General features: G+C 68.5%; 16 protein-coding genes. 10 read left to right on the top strand and 6 right to left on the bottom strand.

The features are described from left to right. Positions 1–277: 277 nt before the first annotated feature. Together ACFY0P_RS10495 and ACFY0P_RS10500 are read left to right on the top strand one after the other, a co-directional pair. Complete coding sequence (locus ACFY0P_RS10495) at positions 278–2923, top strand: transglycosylase domain-containing protein (protein ID WP_388909493.1); 2646 nt, start codon at positions 278–280, stop codon at positions 2921–2923. Between the two features lie 131 nt (positions 2924–3054). Next, positions 3055–4554, top strand: coding sequence for a glycosyltransferase family 87 protein (locus ACFY0P_RS10500; RefSeq protein ID WP_388909496.1), 1500 nt, complete (start codon positions 3055–3057; stop codon positions 4552–4554). Between the two features lie 110 nt (positions 4555–4664). Here ACFY0P_RS10500 and ACFY0P_RS10505 read toward each other — a convergent pair whose 3' ends face one another. The 3 genes from ACFY0P_RS10505 to ACFY0P_RS10515 all read right to left on the bottom strand — a co-directional run bounded on the left by ACFY0P_RS10505 (position 4665) and on the right by ACFY0P_RS10515 (position 7367). Next, a complete protein-coding gene (locus ACFY0P_RS10505; RefSeq protein WP_388909499.1) occupies positions 4665–5696 on the bottom strand; it encodes an alanine racemase in 1032 nt (343 codons plus the stop codon). 84 nt (positions 5697–5780) lie between these two features. Continuing rightward, positions 5781–6902, bottom strand: coding sequence for a peptidoglycan bridge formation glycyltransferase FemX (gene femX, locus ACFY0P_RS10510; RefSeq protein WP_351491794.1), 1122 nt, complete (start codon positions 6900–6902; stop codon positions 5781–5783). A 162-nt stretch (positions 6903–7064) separates the two neighbouring features. Continuing rightward, positions 7065–7367, bottom strand: coding sequence for a hypothetical protein (locus tag ACFY0P_RS10515; protein WP_388909502.1), 303 nt, complete (start codon positions 7365–7367; stop codon positions 7065–7067). Positions 7368–7630: 263 nt separating this feature from the next. Here ACFY0P_RS10515 and rpsF point away from each other — a divergent pair, with 263 nt between their 5' ends. The 4 genes from rpsF to rplI all read left to right on the top strand — a co-directional run bounded on the left by rpsF (position 7631) and on the right by rplI (position 9345). After that, positions 7631–7921, top strand: a complete 291-nt coding sequence (rpsF, locus tag ACFY0P_RS10520) for a 30S ribosomal protein S6 (RefSeq protein ID WP_006604399.1) — start codon at positions 7631–7633, stop codon at positions 7919–7921. Positions 7922–7998: 77 nt separating this feature from the next. Next, positions 7999–8595 (top strand): single-stranded DNA-binding protein, encoded by a 597-nt coding sequence (locus ACFY0P_RS10525; protein WP_388909505.1) that lies wholly within the window; start codon positions 7999–8001, stop codon positions 8593–8595. Positions 8596–8643: 48 nt separating this feature from the next. After that, positions 8644–8880 carry a 30S ribosomal protein S18 gene (gene rpsR / locus ACFY0P_RS10530; RefSeq protein WP_003949403.1) on the top strand — a complete coding sequence of 79 codons (237 nt, stop codon included), beginning with the start codon at positions 8644–8646 and terminating at the stop codon, positions 8878–8880. Between the two features lie 18 nt (positions 8881–8898). Then, on the top strand, positions 8899–9345 hold the full coding sequence (gene rplI, locus ACFY0P_RS10535; RefSeq protein ID WP_093500876.1) for a 50S ribosomal protein L9: 447 nt from the start codon (positions 8899–8901) through the stop codon (positions 9343–9345). 188 nt (positions 9346–9533) lie between these two features. On the opposite strand, the gene ACFY0P_RS10540 is transcribed toward rplI, so the two are convergent. Next, positions 9534–10871 carry an MATE family efflux transporter gene (locus ACFY0P_RS10540; RefSeq protein ID WP_388909508.1) on the bottom strand — a complete coding sequence of 446 codons (1338 nt, stop codon included), beginning with the start codon at positions 10869–10871 and terminating at the stop codon, positions 9534–9536. 459 nt (positions 10872–11330) lie between these two features. Here ACFY0P_RS10540 and dnaB point away from each other — a divergent pair, with 459 nt between their 5' ends. Then, positions 11331–12806, top strand: coding sequence for a replicative DNA helicase (gene dnaB, locus ACFY0P_RS10545; protein ID WP_388909511.1), 1476 nt, complete (start codon positions 11331–11333; stop codon positions 12804–12806). An 81-nt stretch (positions 12807–12887) separates the two neighbouring features. Continuing rightward, entirely contained in the window at positions 12888–14273 is a 1386-nt protein-coding gene (locus tag ACFY0P_RS10550; RefSeq protein ID WP_388909514.1) for a serine hydrolase domain-containing protein, read from the top strand. 79 nt (positions 14274–14352) lie between these two features. On the opposite strand, the gene ACFY0P_RS10555 is transcribed toward ACFY0P_RS10550, so the two are convergent. Both ACFY0P_RS10555 and ACFY0P_RS10560 read right to left on the bottom strand, forming a co-directional pair. Further along, entirely contained in the window at positions 14353–14805 is a 453-nt protein-coding gene (locus ACFY0P_RS10555; protein WP_388909517.1) for a GNAT family N-acetyltransferase, read from the bottom strand. 9 nt (positions 14806–14814) lie between these two features. Continuing rightward, the gene (locus ACFY0P_RS10560) at positions 14815–15273 is read right to left on the bottom strand and encodes a MarR family winged helix-turn-helix transcriptional regulator (RefSeq protein ID WP_388909520.1); all 459 of its coding nucleotides are present in this window, start codon (positions 15271–15273) and stop codon (positions 14815–14817) included. A gap of 142 nt (positions 15274–15415) precedes the next feature. On the opposite strand from ACFY0P_RS10560, the gene ACFY0P_RS10565 reads away from it, so the two are divergent. Then, the gene (locus ACFY0P_RS10565; RefSeq protein WP_388909523.1) at positions 15416–16624 is read left to right on the top strand and encodes an MFS transporter; all 1209 of its coding nucleotides are present in this window, start codon (positions 15416–15418) and stop codon (positions 16622–16624) included. A 45-nt stretch (positions 16625–16669) separates the two neighbouring features. Next, a complete protein-coding gene (locus ACFY0P_RS10570) occupies positions 16670–17089 on the top strand; it encodes a heme-binding protein (RefSeq protein WP_388909526.1) in 420 nt (139 codons plus the stop codon). The last annotated feature ends 55 nt before the right edge of the window (positions 17090–17144 follow it).

The following is a 17144-nucleotide window of genomic DNA, read 5'->3' on the forward strand; positions in this document are numbered from 1 at the left end:
GCGACAAGAGGAACGACGGTGAACGGGATCACATCACCGATTCGTTGGAGGCAACTTGCCTGATTTGGGGTGAACTTCGGGGCTCGGTGGGTTTTGGTGGTGCGTAGTCTGTGCGGCATGCACACCACCGGGAACCAAGTGACGCCTGGGGGGCGTCGATGTCCTCGGTGCCGTACGGGTGAATGCAGGACCGACCACATCCGTATGTCGGGGGGACCGGAAATCAGCCGCCGTTCCAGGCGCCCACGGGTGCGCCTGCCCGAGGAGTAATCGTTCGATGAGCGAGCACCGTCGCAAACCGCCGCCGCCGCAGGGAGGCGGACGTGCCGCGGCCCGACGCGGCCAGTCCGGACCGTCCTCCGGCCGCCGTGCGGCACCGCGAGGCGCCACCGGGTCTCTTTCCGACTCCTATGGGTCCAGTTCCTATGGGTCGGACTCGGGCTCGGGAGGCGAGGAGCGTCCGTACAGTGGCCGTGCCGAGGCACGCCGCGCGGCGCAGAGAAGTACGGGAAACAGTCGCCGCAGAGCGGCCGACAACGGAGGTCGCGGTCCCGGTGGTCCTGCCGGGCCCGGACGTGGCAGAGGCCGGGCGTCGACGGCGCCCGGCAAGAAGCGCCTGATCGACTACCCCCGGGCGAACAGATTCGGCTGGCGCCGCTGGGTCCCCTCCTGGAAGCTCGTCTCCGGGTTGTGCATCACCTTCTTCGGCAGTCTGGTCGCTCTGGTCGGCGTCGGATATGCCATGGTCGGCGTCCCGGACGAGAACCAGGCGGCCAAGTCCCAGAACAACGTCTATTACTGGGCCGACGGCAAGCAGATGGTCGCGACGGGCACCGGCATCAACCGGCAGAACGTCACCATCGACCAGATCCCCGAGGCGATGCAGTACGCGGTGATCTCGGCGGAGAACAAGAGCTTCTACTCGGACCCGGGCGTCGACTTCAAGGGCATCGCCCGCGCTCTCGTCAACATGGCGCAGGGCGGTGAGACGCAGGGTGGTTCGACGATCACCCAGCAGTTCGTCAAGAACACCTACCTCAGCCAGGACCAGACGCTCACCCGCAAGTTCAAGGAGATGTTCATCTCCATCAAGGTGGGCACCAAGTTCACCAAGCCGGAGATCCTCCAGGGCTACCTGAACACCTCGTACTTCGGTCGTGGCGCGTACGGCATCCAGGCCGCCGCCCAGACCTACTACGGGGTGGACGCGAAGGACCTCAGCCCGAGCCAGTGCGGGGTCCTGGCGGCCCTCCTCAAGGGCGCGACGTACTACGACCCCGCGGGCAACACGGACATCGACCCAGCGGCATCCAGGGATGCCAACTACAAGCGCTCGCACGACCGCTGGGCCTGGATCCTCGAAGAGATGCACAAGGACCAGCACCTCACCGACGTCCAGTACCAGACGGCCATCAAGAAGTACCCGATGCCCCAGGGCCGCAAGGCGGTCAAGGGCATGACCGGGCAGATCAGCTATCTCGCCGATACGGCCAAGAAGTACGTCCTCGCGCACTCCAACATCACGGAGGCACAGTTCGACCAGGGCGGCTTCCAGATCTACACGACCTTCCAGAAGGACAAGGTCAACGCGCTGACGGCGGCCGTGCAGAAGGTCCAGAAGGCACGTCTGGACCCGAAGAACCGTGAGAAGGACAAGTACGTCCAGTTCGGTGCCGCGTCGGTGGTGCCCAACGACGGTGCGATCGTCGCCCTGTACGGCGGTGCCGGCTACGAGAACAACCACTTCACCAACAACGCCGACACCTCGGGTGTCCCCGTGGGTTCGACGTGGAAGCCGTTCGTGTTGGCCGCGGCCATGGAGTACGGGACGTACAAGACCGACGGGGTCGGGGTGTCGCCGCTGAGCAAGTACAACGGCAACGACAACCTCAAGGTCAGGAACAACGACGGCTCCTTTGTCCTCAACAAGGACGGCTCGGTCTTCCACCAGAGGAACGAGAGCGACCACGCCTGGGGCTACATCACCCTGCGCAAGGCGATGGAGCAGTCGATCAACACGCCGTTCGTGCAACTCGGCGTGGACGTCGGTATGACGAAGGTGCGGGATGTGGCGAAGGCGTCCGGAATCCTGCCCGACAGCATGTCGCAGGACCTGAACCCGTCGTTCGCCATCGGTACGTCCACCCCGAGCGCGATCCGCATGGCCGACGCCTACGCGACCTTCGCCGCGTCCGGCAAGCACACGGACCCGTACTCGGTGACCGAGGTCAAGCAGGACGGTCAGGACCTGCAGGGCTTCGGCAAGCCGAAGGCCACGACGGCGATGCCCGAGGACATCGCGAACAACGTGACGGACACGCTGGAGAACGTCATCCAGAACGGTACGGGTACCAACGCCAAGGCTCTGGGCCGTACGGCGGCGGGCAAGACCGGTACCACCGACAGCAACAAGTCGGCCTGGTTCGTCGGCTACACCCAGCAGCTGGCCACGTCGGTGGCGATGTTCCGCGAGAACCCGAAGGACGCCGAACTGCTCTCCATGAACGGCACCGCCGGCGTGGAGTCCATTCACGGTGGTGACATCCCGACCTCGGTGTGGACCGAGTACATGACGGCCGCGCTGAAGGGCAAGAACGACCTGGGCTTCCCGGAGGCGACCAAGATCGGTGACATCGCCGACGAGGCGGGGGCTCCTTCCCCGACACCGACCATCAGCATCACGCCGAGCGAGACGCCCACCGAGACGCCGAGCGCGACGCCCAGCGAGACGGCCACCTCCCCGTCGCCCACGGTGACGGAGACCTGCCAGTTCTCCTGGAACTGCTCGACCGACGGCGGCAACACCGGCGGCAGCACGTCGGGGACGACGTCCTCGCCGTCCGCTACCGAGACGACCGGCGAAGGCACCACCAGAGGCAATGCCAACGGCGGAGGAAACCTCTTCGGTGGATCAACCGGCTAGCCGCCCGGTCTGACCGGCTGGTGACCATTTCGCCTGCCGAAGTCTGTTTCACGTGAAACATGGGCCGCCGCACCCGGCGAGGTGCGGCGGCCCTCGGCGTATTCCTAGAGAGGTACGGCAGGATGGGCCCCATGCCCAGTGCAGAGACGACGCCCGCGGGCGTGCGTGAGCCGGAGCCGGTGCGGCCGACCAGGGAAGACGAGGTCGCCGCGGCCGGGAGTGAGCTGATCGGCGGTCCCATCGGGCGGCGTGCCCTGCTCGGCACGTCGTGGTGGACGCCGCTACGGGTGGTCGTCATCGTGGCGGTCGGGATGTTCGCCCTCGGCATGGTGCAGAAGCTGCCCTGCTACGACAGCGGCTGGTTCTTCGGCGCGAGCTCCCAGTACACCCACGCCTGCTACTCGGACATTCCGCACCTCTACCAGGGGCGCGGTTTCGCCGACGGTCTGGTGCCGTACTTCGACAAGCTCCCGGGCGACATGGACTACCTCGAATACCCGGTGCTGACCGGTGTGTTCATGGAGGTGGCCGCATGGCTCACGCCCGGCAGCGGCAGCATCATGCTCCAGGAGCAGGTGTACTGGTTCGTCAACGCCGGGATGCTGATGCTGTGCGCCGCGGTCATCGCGGTGTGCGTGGTCCGTACGCACCGCCGGCGCCCCTGGGACGGCCTGCTGGTCGCCCTGGCACCCGCCTTCGCCCTGACCGCCACCATCAACTGGGACCTCCTGGCGGTCGCTCTGACGGCCGCGGCGATGCTGATGTGGTCCCGGAGCCGTCCCCTCGCCTTCGGCGTCCTCCTGGGGCTTGCCACGGCCGCCAAGCTGTATCCGGTGTTCCTGCTGGGGCCGCTGTTCCTGCTGTGCTGGCGCGCGGGCAAATGGCGGGAGTTCTTCGTCGCCACGGGCGGTGCGGTGGCCGCCTGGCTCGTCGTGAACCTGCCGGTGATGATCTTCGCCTTCGACGGCTGGTCGAAGTTCTACACGTTCAGCCAGGAGCGGGGCGTCGACTTCGGTTCCTTCTGGCTGATCTGGGCGCAGAACACGACCACCCCGCCCAGCACCGGCTTCGTGAACACCGCGGCCACGGTCCTGGTGCTGCTCTGCTTCGTGGGCATCGCCGCCCTGGCCCTCACGGCCCCGCGCCGGCCGCGCTTCGCCCAGCTGGCCTTCCTGGTGGTGGCGGCCTTCATCCTCACCAACAAGGTCTACTCGCCGCAGTACGTGCTGTGGCTCGTGCCGCTGGCCGTCCTCGCCCGGCCCAAGTGGCGGGACTTCCTGATCTGGCAGGCGTGCGAGGTGGCGTACTTCCTGGGGATCTGGATGTACCTCGCGTACACGACCAGCGGAGACGCCCACAAGGGCCTGCCGACCGACGGCTACCACTGGGCCATCGCGGTGCACCTGCTGGGCACGCTCTACCTGTGCGGCATGGTCGTCCGCGACATCCTCATGCCCGAGCGGGACGTGGTGCGCCGCACCGGGGACGACGATCCCTCCGGCGGGGTGCTGGACGGCGCGGAGGACGTCTTCGTGCTCGGCGCCGCGGCCCATCCCCCGCGCCATGCCGTCCACTTCGAGGGGCCTCAGGTGGAATGGGGAAGCCGATCATCCGAGGATGGTTCGCTCTGAGCGAACACCCCAGGTCCTGAACGGGAAAAGGGCCGCACACGGAGTCCGTGTGCGGCCCTTTTCCCTGTCCTGCGAACGTCAGGCGGTGCGCTTCTCCACCCTTTGGCCGGTCAGCGGTCGACGATCCGGTCGAACTGGGTGGTGGTGTGCCGCAGATGGGCCACCAGTTCCTCGCCGACCTTCGGCTCCGGGGCGTCCGAGGGCACGAACAGAATCGACACCTGCATGTGCGGCGGCTCCGCGAACCAGCGCTGCTTGCCGCCCCAGACGAACGGAGAAAGGTTCCGGTTCACCGTGGCCAGGCCGGCCCGCGCGACGCCCTTGGCGCGCGGCATGACGCCGTGCAGGGCCTTGGGGGCCTCCAGACCCACCCCGTGCGACGTACCGCCCGCCACGACCACGAGGAAGCCGTCCGAGGCCGCCTTCTGCTGCCGGTAGCCGAACCGGTCGCCCTTGGTGACGCGGGTGACGTCCAGAACCGCCCCGCGGTACTCGGTGGCGTCATGGTCCCCCAGCCACAGCCGGGTGCCGATCCGGGCCCGGAACCGGGTCTGCGGGAACTGCTGCTGCAGCCGGGCGAGTTCGTCGGCCTTGAGGTGGCTGACGAACATCGTGTGCAGCGGCAGCCGTGCCGCGCGCAGCCGGTCCATCCAGCCGATGACCTCCTCGACGGCGTCAGAGCCGTCGGTGCGGTCCAGCGGCAGGTGGATGGCGAAGCCCTCCAGGCGGACGTTCTCTATGGCCGAGTGCAACTGCGGCAGGTCCTGCTCGCTGATGCCGTGGCGCTTCATCGTGGACATCACCTCGATGACCACCCGGGCACCCACCAGGCCGTACACGCCGTCGATGGACGACACCGAGCGGATGACCCGGTCGGGCAGCGGCACCGGCTCCTCGCCGCGCCGGTACGGGGTCAGGACCAGCAGGTCACCGCCGAACCAGTCCTTGATCCGCGCGGCCTCGTACGTCGTGCCGACGGCGAGGATGTCCGAGCCGAGCCGCGTGGCCTCTTCTGCCAGGCGCTCATGCCCGAAACCGTAGCCGTTGCCCTTGCAGACCGGGACCAGACCCGGGAACTGCTCCTGCACGTGCTTGTGGTGCGCCCGCCAGCGCGCGGTGTCGACGTAGAGCGTGAGCGCCATGGCCGGACCTGGAACCTTTCTGGGTGGCTGGGGAGTGCCAGAGGACTGCGATGTGTCAGGGCTATAGAAGCACGGAGCGTGACGTCAGCGGCGCGACATGTAGATGTCGAGCGCCTTGTGGAGCAGCTTGTTCAGCGGGAAGTCCCATTCGCCGAGGTATTCGGCGGCCTGTCCCCCGGTGCCCACCTTGAACTGGATCAGCCCGAAGAGGTGGTCCGTCTCGTCCAGCGAGTCGGAGATGCCGCGCAGGTCGTAGACGGTGGCGCCGAGCGCGTAGGCGTCGCGCAGCATCCGCCACTGCATGGCGTTCGAGGGCCGCACCTCGCGGCCGATGTTGTCGGAGGCGCCGTAGGAGTACCAGACGTGCCCGCCGACGATCAGCATGGTCGCCGCGGACAGGTTGACCCCGTTGTGCCGGGCGAAGTACAGCCGCATCCGGTTGGGGTCCTCGGTGTTGAGGGCCGTCCACATGCGCTGGAAGTACGACAGCGGGCGCGGCCGGAAGTGGTCGCGCACGGCCGTGATCTCGTACAGCCGCTGCCACTCCGCCAGGTCCTGGTAACCGCCCTGGACGACCTCGACGCCGGCCTTCTCGGCCTTCTTGATGTTGCGCCGCCACAGCTGGTTGAAGTTCCTGTGGACCTCTTCCAGCGAACGGTTCGCCAGCGGCACCTGGAAGACGTAGCGGGGCTGCACGTCGCCGAAGCCGGCGCCGCCGTCCTCGCCCTGCTGCCAGCCCATCCGGCGCAGCTTGTCGGCCACCTCGAAGGCACGCGGCTCGATGAAGTCGGCCTCGATGTCGCGCAGCCGCTTCACGTCCGGGTTCTGGATGCCCTGCTTGATGGAGTTGGACTCCCAGCGCCGGATGATCACCGGCGGACCCATCTTCACCGAGAACGCGCCCTGCTGCTTGAGGTGGGCCAGCATCGGCTGGAGCCACTCGTCGAGGTTCGGCGCGAACCAGTTGATGACGGGGCCCTCGGGGAGATACGCGAGGTAGCGCTTGATCTTGGGCAGCTGGCGGTACAGCACCAGGCCCGCACCGACCATCTCGCCGGTGCGCTCGTCGAACCAGCCGAGGTTCTCCGAACGCCACTCCGCCTTGACATCGGCCCAGGCCGGGACCTGCATGTGGCTAGCCGCCGGCAGGCTCTGGATGTACGCCAGATGCTGTTCGCGGCTGATGGTCCTCAGGGTCAGGCTCATGTCGGGGCGCTCCTCGGGCTGGTGTGTCCCCATGGGTACAGGGGCTCCGGCTCTCGCGCCGAAGCCTACTGCGCCTTGCCCACAGCCTGACTGGGCGTACGCCACCTACGCCCCGGCTCCTGTCCCGCCGGGGCGTTCCGCGGTGGTCTGGGGGTGCCGGACTCAGCCGAAAAGGCCGCCGTTCGCCATGCCGATGAAGAAGCCGATGCCCGAGGCACCGAGACCCAGGATCAGACCGAAGCGCTCGCGCGTGGTGATCGAGATCCACTGCCCGTACAGACCGGTGAAGAGACCGATCAGGCCGGTCCAGGAGCTGAGCAGGTGCAGGCTGGGGAAGAAGGACGTGATGAACGCGATCAGCCCGAGCGCCAGCGTCGCTGCCATCAGCGAGTCCTGGAGCGGATGGGTCTTGCCGTCGGTGGCGAACAGGGATCCGGCGGTGTTGGGTCGCAATGCCTGTGCCATAGGGCACCTCCTGCGGAAGGCGGCGCATCGTAGCGCCGTACACACCCGATGTGTACAGATTGAGGGTCCCGGCGGCCGGATTTCAACCGGAAGCGGGTGTGCGGGTACTCTGTACCGTCTGCACCGGTGTCTGCCCACGCCCTGACCGGGATCCCAGCGGGAACCCCCGAATGTCAGTGGCGGCCGCTACCGTTGCGCACGCATCACAACCCTCCTGCCACGGAACGACCGTGGCCGCTGAGTCCAAAGGAGGTGGGTTCCACATGCGTCACTACGAGGTGATGGTCATCCTCGACCCCGATCTGGAGGAGCGCGCTGTCTCCCCCCTGATCGAGAACTTCCTCTCCGTCGTCCGTGAGGGCAACGGAAAGGTCGAGAAGGTCGACACCTGGGGCCGTCGTCGTCTCTCGTACGAGATCAAGAAGAAGCCCGAGGGCATCTACTCGGTCATCGACCTGCAGGCCGAGCCTGCGGTCGTCAAGGAGCTCGACCGCCAGATGAACCTGAACGAGTCGGTCCTCCGGACCAAGGTCCTCCGCCCCGAGACCCACTGAGCTCTCCGCTCAGCCGATCTCGGGATTTCGAGTAGCAGCACAAGCAGCCAGCAGCAAACCCGCCGAGAGGTTCCCCCATGGCAGGCGAGACCGTCATCACGGTCGTCGGCAATCTTGTCGACGACCCCGAGCTGCGCTTCACCCCCTCCGGTGCGGCGGTCGCGAAGTTCCGTGTCGCGTCCACTCCCCGCACCTTCGACCGGCAGACGAACGAGTGGAAGGACGGCGAGAGCCTGTTCCTGACCTGCTCGGTCTGGCGTCAGGCGGCGGAGAACGTCGCGGAGTCGCTCCAGCGAGGCATGCGCGTCATCGTGCAGGGCCGGCTGAAGCAGCGGTCCTACGAGGACCGTGAGGGTGTCAAGCGCACGGTCTACGAGCTGGACGTCGAGGAAGTCGGCGCCAGCCTGCGGAGCGCCACGGCCAAGGTCACCAAGACCGCAGGTGGTGGCGGCCGCGGTGGACAGGGCGGTTACGGCGGCGGTGGCGGCCAGGGTGGCGGCGGCTGGGGCGGTGGCCCCGGTGGCGGCAACCAGGGCGGTGCCCCCAACGACGACCCCTGGGCTTCCAGCGCTCCCGCCAGTGGCGGCAACCAGAGCGGTGGCGGCGGCTGGGGCGGCGGCTCCGGCTCCGGCTCCGGCGGCGGTGGCGGCTACTCGGACGAGCCCCCCTTCTAAGGGACAAGGGCTCGCATCCCCACTTCTTGATCACACAGGAGAAACACCATGGCGAAGCCGCCTGTGCGCAAGCCTAAGAAGAAGGTCTGCGCTTTCTGCAAGGACAAGGTCACGTACGTGGACTACAAGGACACGAACATGCTGCGGAAGTTCATTTCCGACCGCGGCAAGATCCGTGCCCGCCGCGTGACCGGCAACTGCACGCAGCACCAGCGTGACGTCGCCACGGCCGTCAAGAACAGCCGTGAGATGGCGCTGCTGCCCTACACCTCCACTGCGCGCTAAGGAAAGGGTGACCGACTCATGAAGATCATCCTGACCCACGAGGTCTCTGGCCTCGGCGCCGCCGGCGACGTCGTCGACGTCAAGGACGGCTACGCACGCAACTACCTGATCCCGCGGAAGTTCGCGATCCGCTGGACCAAGGGTGGCGAGAAGGACGTCGAGCAGATCCGTCGTGCTCGCAAGATCCACGAGATCCAGACCATCGAGCAGGCCAACCAGGTGAAGGCCCAGCTCGAGGGCGTCAAGGTCCGTCTGGCCGTCCGTGCCGGCGACGCCGGCCGCCTCTTCGGTTCCGTCACCCAGGCCGACATCGCTTCGGCGATCAAGGCTGCCGGTGGCCCCGAGGTCGACAAGCGTCGCATCGAGGTCGGTTCGGCGATCAAGACGCTGGGCGCCCACGAGACGTCCGTGCGTCTGCACCCCGAGGTTGCCGCCAAGGTCAACATCGAGGTTGTCGCGGGCTGACGCTGCGCTCGGCTTGAGCAGTAGCTGAAAGGGGCCGTACCCGTGAAGGGTGCGGCCCCTTTGTCTTGCCGCTGCCTCGGCGGTCTTGGTCGGTCTCTCGGTCGGCGATGGCGTGGAACCGCGGGTGTTTCACGTGAAACGTGGCAGCCCGCGATGTTTCACGTGAAACCGCCGACAGTGGTCACCGGTCAGCGCGTCGCGCCGGTCACGATCCACCGGCCGGAGCGGGCGCGCAGCCAGAGGGTCAGCATCCGTACGGTCATCATCAGCGTCATGGCTCCCCAGAGCGCCGTGAGCCCGCCGCCGAGGGCAGGGATGAGCAGCGCCACCGGCGTGAAGACCGCGAGGGTGAGGACCATGGCCCCGGCGAGATACGGCCCGTCTCCGGCACCCATCAGCACGCCGTCGAGGACGAAGACCACGCCGGAGACGGGCTGCGAGAGCGCCACGATGAGCAGCGCGGGCAGTGCGGTGTTCTTCACGGTGGGGTCGCCGGTGAACAATGGGAGGAAGAGCGGCCGGGCGGCGATCACGAGCAGGCCCAGGATCACTCCGGTGGCGATGCCCCACTGCACCATGCGCCGGCAGGCTTCGCGGGCGCCGACGGCGTCACCCGCCCCGAGATAGCGGCCGATGACCGACTGCCCGGCGATCGCGATCGCGTCCAGGGCGAAGGCCAGCAGGCTCCACAGGGACAGCACGATCTGGTGGGCGGCGATGTCGGCATCTCCCAGCCGGGCCGCCACGGCGGTGGCGATCATGAGGATGGCCCGCAGTGAGAGCGTTCGGACCAGCAGGGGTACGCCGGCTTGCGCGGAGGCCCGTATCCCGGCGGCGTCGGGGCGCAGCGACGCCCCGTGCCTGCGAGCGCCGCGCACGACGACGACCAGGTAGACCGCCGCCATCCCGCACTGAGCGATGACCGTGCCCCAGGCGGAGCCGGCGATGCCGAGTCCGGCACCGTACACAAGCGCCGCGTTGAGCCCGGCGTTGGCGATGAACCCCGCCACAGCGACGTACAGCGGCGTTCGGGTGTCCTGGAGGCCGCGCAGGACGCCCGTGGCGGCGAGGACGACCAGCATGGCCGGGATGCCGAGGGAGGAGATCCTCAGGTAGGTGGTCGCGTAGGGAGCGGCGGTGGTCGAGGCGCCGAATACGCCCACGATGCCGGGGGCGAAGGGCAGGACGACCGCGATGACCGCGGCACCGAGCAGCAGTGCCAGCCAGATGCCGTCCATGCCCTGGCGGACGGCCGCCTGGAGATCGCCTGCGCCGACCCGGCGGGCGACGGCCGACGTGGTGGCGTAGGCGAGGAAGACGAAGACGCTCACGGCGGTGGTGAGGAGGGCCGAGGCGATGCCGAGACCGGCGAGTTGCGCGGTGCCGAGATGGCCCACGATCGCGCTGTCGGCCATGACGAAAAGGGGCTCGGCGACGAGTGCGCCGAAGGCCGGCACGGCCAGTGCGACGATCTCTCGGTCGTGCCCCCGGCGGGTGGCCTTGGGGATCGCGGGAGCCTGTGACATGGGCGCTAATCTAATCGTCCACAGGTAAGTGATGCAAATAAGTAGTGACCCTTACCGATGGTTGCGTGGTCCGCGCCGTCGCGCGTTGTTCGAAGCGATCTTGGTCCGACTGGGAAAGTTTTTCTTCTGCACAGCCGGTGGATGGGGAAACCGCAGCTCGGAGGCGGTTGTGGACAGGGATCGAGGGCTTGTTCACAGGGCTGTCCACCGTGTCGTGCACAGGTTTTGGCGGGTTCTCCACAGCATACGGGCGGTCGTCCACATGGCCTGTGGATAACCAGATTGGCTGACGGTGCCCGCGGGCCTACCGTGGTCCGGCACCCGCTCCTTGTCACGGCCTCGGAAACCTCACAAAACCGACGCGTCCAGAACCGGAATGGGGCGTCCTAGTTGTCAGTGCCGTGCCGTAGAAAAGAGGGCACGGTGAGGTCCGCGGTGCGGACGGGAGGAGGTGGCTCGGTGAGCATTTCCGAGCCCTTGGACGATCCGTGGGCCGACGCCGGTCCGGGTGATCGTCTGCCCGCCTCCCGTCGACGTGACGAGGGCGGTCGCGGCCGGGACGACCGGCACGACCGGGGCCGGGAGAGCGGGGACTGGGACGGCGGGGGCACCACCTTCGAGCGGGTTCCCCCGCAGGACCTGGACGCCGAGCAGTCCGTGCTCGGCGGCATGCTGCTCTCCAAGGACGCCATCGCCGACGTCGTCGAAGTCCTCAAGGGCCACGACTTCTACAAGCCCGCACACGAAACGATCTACCAGGCGATCCTCGACGTCTATGCGAAGGGCGAGCCGGCCGACCCCATCACCATCGCCGCCGAGCTCACCAGACGCGGCGAGATCAACAAGGTCGGCGGCGCCTCCTATCTGCACACCCTCGTCCAGACGGTGCCGACGGCGGCGAACGCCGAGTACTACGCGGAGATCGTCCACGAGCGGGCGGTACTGCGCCGCCTGGTCGAGGCCGGCACCCGCATCACGCAGATGGGATACGCGGCCGACGGCGACATCGACGAGATCGTCAACAGCGCCCAGGCCGAGATCTACGCCGTCACCGAGCAGCGGACCAGCGAGGACTATCTGCCGCTCGGCGACATCATGGAGGGCGCCCTCGACGAGATCGAGGCGATCGGCTCCCGCACCGGCGAGATGACCGGCGTCCCCACCGGCTTCACCGACCTGGACTCGCTCACCAACGGCCTGCACCCCGGCCAGATGATCGTCATCGCCGCCCGTCCCGCCATGGGCAAGTCGACCCTCGCCCTGGACTTCGCGCGGGCCGCGTCGATCAAGAACAACCTGCCCAGCGTCATCTTCTCCCTCGAAATGGGCCGCAACGAGATCGCGATGCGTCTGCTGTCCGCCGAGGCCCGGGTCGCCCTGCACCACATGCGGTCCGGCACGATGACCGACGAGGACTGGACCCGGCTGGCCCGCCGGATGCCGGACGTCTCGGCCGCGCCGCTCTACATCGACGACTCCCCGAACCTGTCGATGATGGAGATCCGCGCCAAGTGCCGTCGTCTCAAGCAGCGCAACGACATCAAGCTCGTGATCATCGACTATCTCCAGCTGATGCAGTCCGGCGGCAAGCGCTCCGAGAGCCGCCAGCAGGAGGTGTCGGACATGTCGCGAAACCTCAAGCTGCTGGCGAAGGAGCTGGAGGTCCCGGTGATCGCGCTGTCGCAGCTCAACCGTGGTCCCGAGCAGCGTACGGACAAGAAGCCCATGGTGTCCGACCTGCGTGAGTCCGGCTCCATCGAGCAGGATGCCGACATGGTCATCCTGCTCCACCGCGAGGACGCCTACGAGAAGGAGTCGCCGCGCGCGGGCGAGGCGGACATCATCGTCGGCAAGCACCGAAACGGCCCGACGGCGACGATCACCGTGGCCTTCCAGGGTCACTACTCCCGTTTCGTGGACATGGCGCAGACCTGATCCGAGCCGGGACGGCACCGACTTGATCCGTGCCGGCGAAATGGACTCGACGCCGGTCCGCCCACCGGGTGGACTGGGCGCATGACGACATTCCAGGAAGAGCTGCTCCCCGCCACCCGGCGGGCGCTGCTGCATCGGATCGCCGTGGCTCAGTCCGAAGGCCGGGCGCCGTCACTGGTGGCGGCGGTCGTGCGAGGCGGGCGGGCCGTCTGGCACGGGGCGCGGACCTCGGTGGACGGGCATGGGCCGGACGAGAACGTGCAGTACCGGATCGGCTCGATCACCAAGACGTTCACGGCCCTTCTGGTGCTCAGGCTGCGTGACGAGGGGCTGCTCGACCTCGGCGACCCGTTGGAGAAGCATCTGCCGGGCACCGGCGCGGGGGAGGCGACCATCGCCGAACTCCTCGCGCACACCGGTGGGTTGGCGGCCGAGTCCCCGGCACCCTGGTGGGAGCGCACCCCGGGCTCGCTACGGCCGGAGCTCAACGACGTCCTCGGTGAGCAGCCCTTCCTGCATCCCGTCGGCCGCCGCCACCACTACTCCAACCCCGGTTACACCCTGCTCGGTGCGCTGGTCGAGGAACTCCGAGATGCCCCCTGGCAGGAAGTACTGCGGCTCGAGGTCCTCGAGCCTCTGGGCCTCGATCGCACGACCGCCCAGCCGCAGGCGCCGCACGCGGGTGGCTGGGCGGTGCACCCCTGGGCCGACGCCCTGCTCCCGGAGCCGCTGGAGGACCTCGGCCGGATGGCACCGGCCGGGCAGCTCTGGTCGACCACCGGCGACCTGGCCCGCTTCGCCGTGTTCCTGGCGGCCGGGGACGACCGGGTGCTGAGCGCCGAGTCGGTGCGGGAGATGCGCACCCCGGCAGCCCCCGCCGAGCCCGCCGACGTACTGGACGGCGCCACCTACGGCCTCGGTCTGCAGATCCAGCGCCGTGACGGGAGGCTGCTCGTCGGACACTCCGGCTCGCTGCCCGGCTTCCTCGCCAACCTCACCATCAGCGTGGACGACGACGTGGCGGCCGTGGTGCTGGCGAACTGCACCTCCGGCCCACTGCTGTCCGCCACCGGTGCCGACCTCGTCCGTATCGTCGCGGAGGCCGAGCCGCGCATCCCCGAGCCATGGCGCCCTCTGCCCCAGGTCGAGCCGTCCGTGCTGGAGCTGGCAGGCCCGTGGTACTGGGGCACCCATGCCTTCGTCCTGCGGGTGGCGGCCGACGGGCTTGTCTCCCTGGGGCCGCTGACCGGCGCCGGCCGCCGAGCCCGTTTCCACTCCAACGGCGACGGCACCTGGACCGGTCTGGAGGGCTACTACGCAGGGGAGCTGCTACGGCCCGTACGGCGCCCGGACGGCACCGTGAGTCACCTGGACCTCGGGTCGTTCGTGTTCACCCGTCAGCCGTACGACGAGACAGCTCCCGTGCCGGGTGGCGTGGACCCCGAGGGATGGCGGGGGATCGGTTAGCGGACGAGAAGGAAGGTGGTGTTTCACGTGAAACACCACCCCCGCTCGCATGCTCCGCTCGGCTCTCAGCAGCCGGGGTTCAGATGTCGAGCTTGAAGCCTGTGTGCGAGGCGGTGAAACCGAGCCGCTCGTAGAAGCGATGGGCGTCGACCCGCGAGGCGTCCGAGGTCAGCTGGACCAACTGGCAGTCCTGGCGGCGGGATTCGTCGATCGCCCACTCGATGAACCGGGTGCCCAGCCCGCTGCCGCGCTCGTCGGCGTGGATACGTACGCCTTCGATGATCGACCGGGTGGCGCCTCGCCTCGACAGTCCGGGGATGATCGTGAGCTGGAGCGTGCCGACGACGCGACCCTCGCGGACGGCGACGACCAACCGCTGGTTGGGATCGGCACTGAGCCGTTCCAGGGCGGTCAGATAGGGCGCCAGGTCGTCCGGTGTCTCCCGCCGGGCGCCCAGCGGGTCGTCGGCGAGCATGCCGACGATGGCCGGGACGTCGTCGGCGACTGCGGTACGTATGTCAAGGTCTCCCATACCCGCAGCCTATGCGGGCACGTGCAGCGACTCCACGGCCCGGACCAGGGGGGCCAGTTCCGGATTCCTGGCCGCCTCGTCGAGGGCCTCGCGCAGTGCCGTGTCGTTGGTGGGACGAGCCTCTTCCAGCAGCCGCAGCCCTGCTTCGGTGACGTTGGTGTAGATGCCGCGTCGGTCGGTCGGGCAGAGATAGCGCTCCAGGAGACCGCGGTCCTCCAGGCGCGTGACCAGCCGTGTGGTGGCGCTCTGGCTGAGTACGACCGCGTCGGCGACCTGCTTCATCTGCAGATGGCCCCCTTCGCCGTCGTGCTGCCGGCTGAGCACGTCGAGCAGGGAGTACTCGCGCACGCTCAGGTCGTGCTTGGCCTGAAGGGCGCGTTCGATGTGCGCCTCGATCCTCCCGTGGAGCAGGGAGAGGGCGCACCAGCCCTGGGCGAGGGCGGTGAGCGAGGGGTCCGTCGCTGTCATTGGCGTTTTCCTCCGTCCCGGAGCGGCTGGATCCAGGATAGAGCAGGCCCGCAATATCCCCCGCTTGCACATAGCCCGCGTCTGCAATTATTGTGGACGCACGCAAAGCGCACCTGCAATCGTCTGGGAAGGTCGTACCTCCATGCCTCTCGCGCTTCTGGCCCTCGCGATCGGGGCCTTCGGAATCGGAACGACCGAGTTCGGGATCATGGGCTTGCTGCCCGAGGTCGCGGGTGACTTCGGGGTCTCCATCCCGACCGCCGGCCTGCTCGTCACCGGTTACGCGCTCGGTGTGGTGATCGGCGCCCCGCTGATGACCGTGCTGGGCACGAGGGTTCCCCGCAAGCGGATGCTGATGCTGCTGATGGGCTTCTTCATCGCCGGCAACCTGCTCACCGCCGTGGCCCCCGTCTTCGCCGTCATGCTGATCGGCCGGGTGGTCGCCTCCCTCGCCCACGGCGCCTTCTTCGGCATCGGCTCGGTCGTGGCGGCCGAGCTGGTCGCCCCGAGCAAGAAGGCAGGGGCCATCGCGATGATGTTCACCGGCCTCACCGTCGCCAATGTCATCGGCGTTCCGCTGGGCACCTTCGTGGGGCAGCACGCCGGCTGGCGCGTCACCTTCGGCATCGTCGCCGCCCTCGGCGTCGTCGGCCTGGCCGGTATCGCCAAGCTGGTCCCCGAGCTGCCCAAGCCGCAGGGCGTGCACCTGCGACACGAGCTGGCCGCCTTCAAGAACACCCAGGTCCTGCTCGCCATGGCGATGACGGTCCTCGGCTTCGGCGGGGTCTTCGCGGCCATCACCTACATCGCGCCGATGATGACCCACGTCACCGGTTTCGCCGACGGCTCCGTCACCTGGCTGCTGGTCCTCTTCGGCCTCGGCATGGTCGGCGGCAACCTGGTCGGCGGCAAGTTCGCCGACCGCGCCCTGATGCCCATGCTGTACGTGTCCCTGGGTGCCCTGGCCGTCGTCCTCGCCCTCTTCACGGTCACCGCGCACAACAAGATCGCGGCCGCCGTGACCGTCGCCCTGATCGGCGCCCTGGGCTTCGCCACCGTCCCGCCGCTCCAGAAGCGCGTGCTGGACCAGGCACACGGCGCTCCCACCCTGGCCTCGGCCGTGAACATCGGCGCCTTCAACCTCGGCAACGCCCTGTCCGCCTGGCTCGGCGGCATGGTGATCGCCGCCGGCCTCGGCTACACCTCCCCCAACTGGGTCGGCGCCGCCCTCGCCGCGGCCGCCCTCGTCCTCGCCTTCCTGTCGGCCGCGCTCGAGCGCCGCGACAGCGCCCTGAGCGCGGTGGTCGCCGGCGGCACAACCGCCGGACGGCGGGCGTCGGTCCACCACTGACCGCCCGCATTTCTCACCGCACGTCAGCACCATCCAAGGAGAACCATGAGCACCACCACCGTCGCCCCGCTCACCACCCAGGACGCCGAGCTCCTGATCGCCGAGGCCGGCCGCGCCGCCGAGGCCGCCGGAGTCACCGTCAGCGTCACCGTCCTGGACGCCGGGGGCCATCTGCTGGCCTTCCGGCGGGACGACCGCGCCGTGCTGATCTCCGGCGAGACCAGCACCCGCAAGGCCTACACGGCGCTCCAGCTGAACGCCCCCACCGCCGACCTCGTCGACGCAGTCCAGCCCGGTGGCCTCTTCCACACCCTGCCCACGGCGCTCGACAGGCCGCTGCTGTTCATCGCGGGCGGTGTCCCCGTCCGGCGTGACGGCCGGCTCATCGGGGCGATCGGTGTCGGCGGCGGTGCGCCCGACCAGGACCACGGCTTCGCCTCCGCCGCCGTAGAGGCACTCGCCTGACGGCACCTCGCTCGACGGGGAACGCCGGCTCCCGAGGGGGGGCCGGCGTTCCCCG

The organism is Streptomyces sp. NPDC001714, assembly GCF_042892755.1.
Taxonomy (GTDB): Bacteria; Actinomycetota; Actinomycetes; order Streptomycetales; family Streptomycetaceae; genus Streptomyces.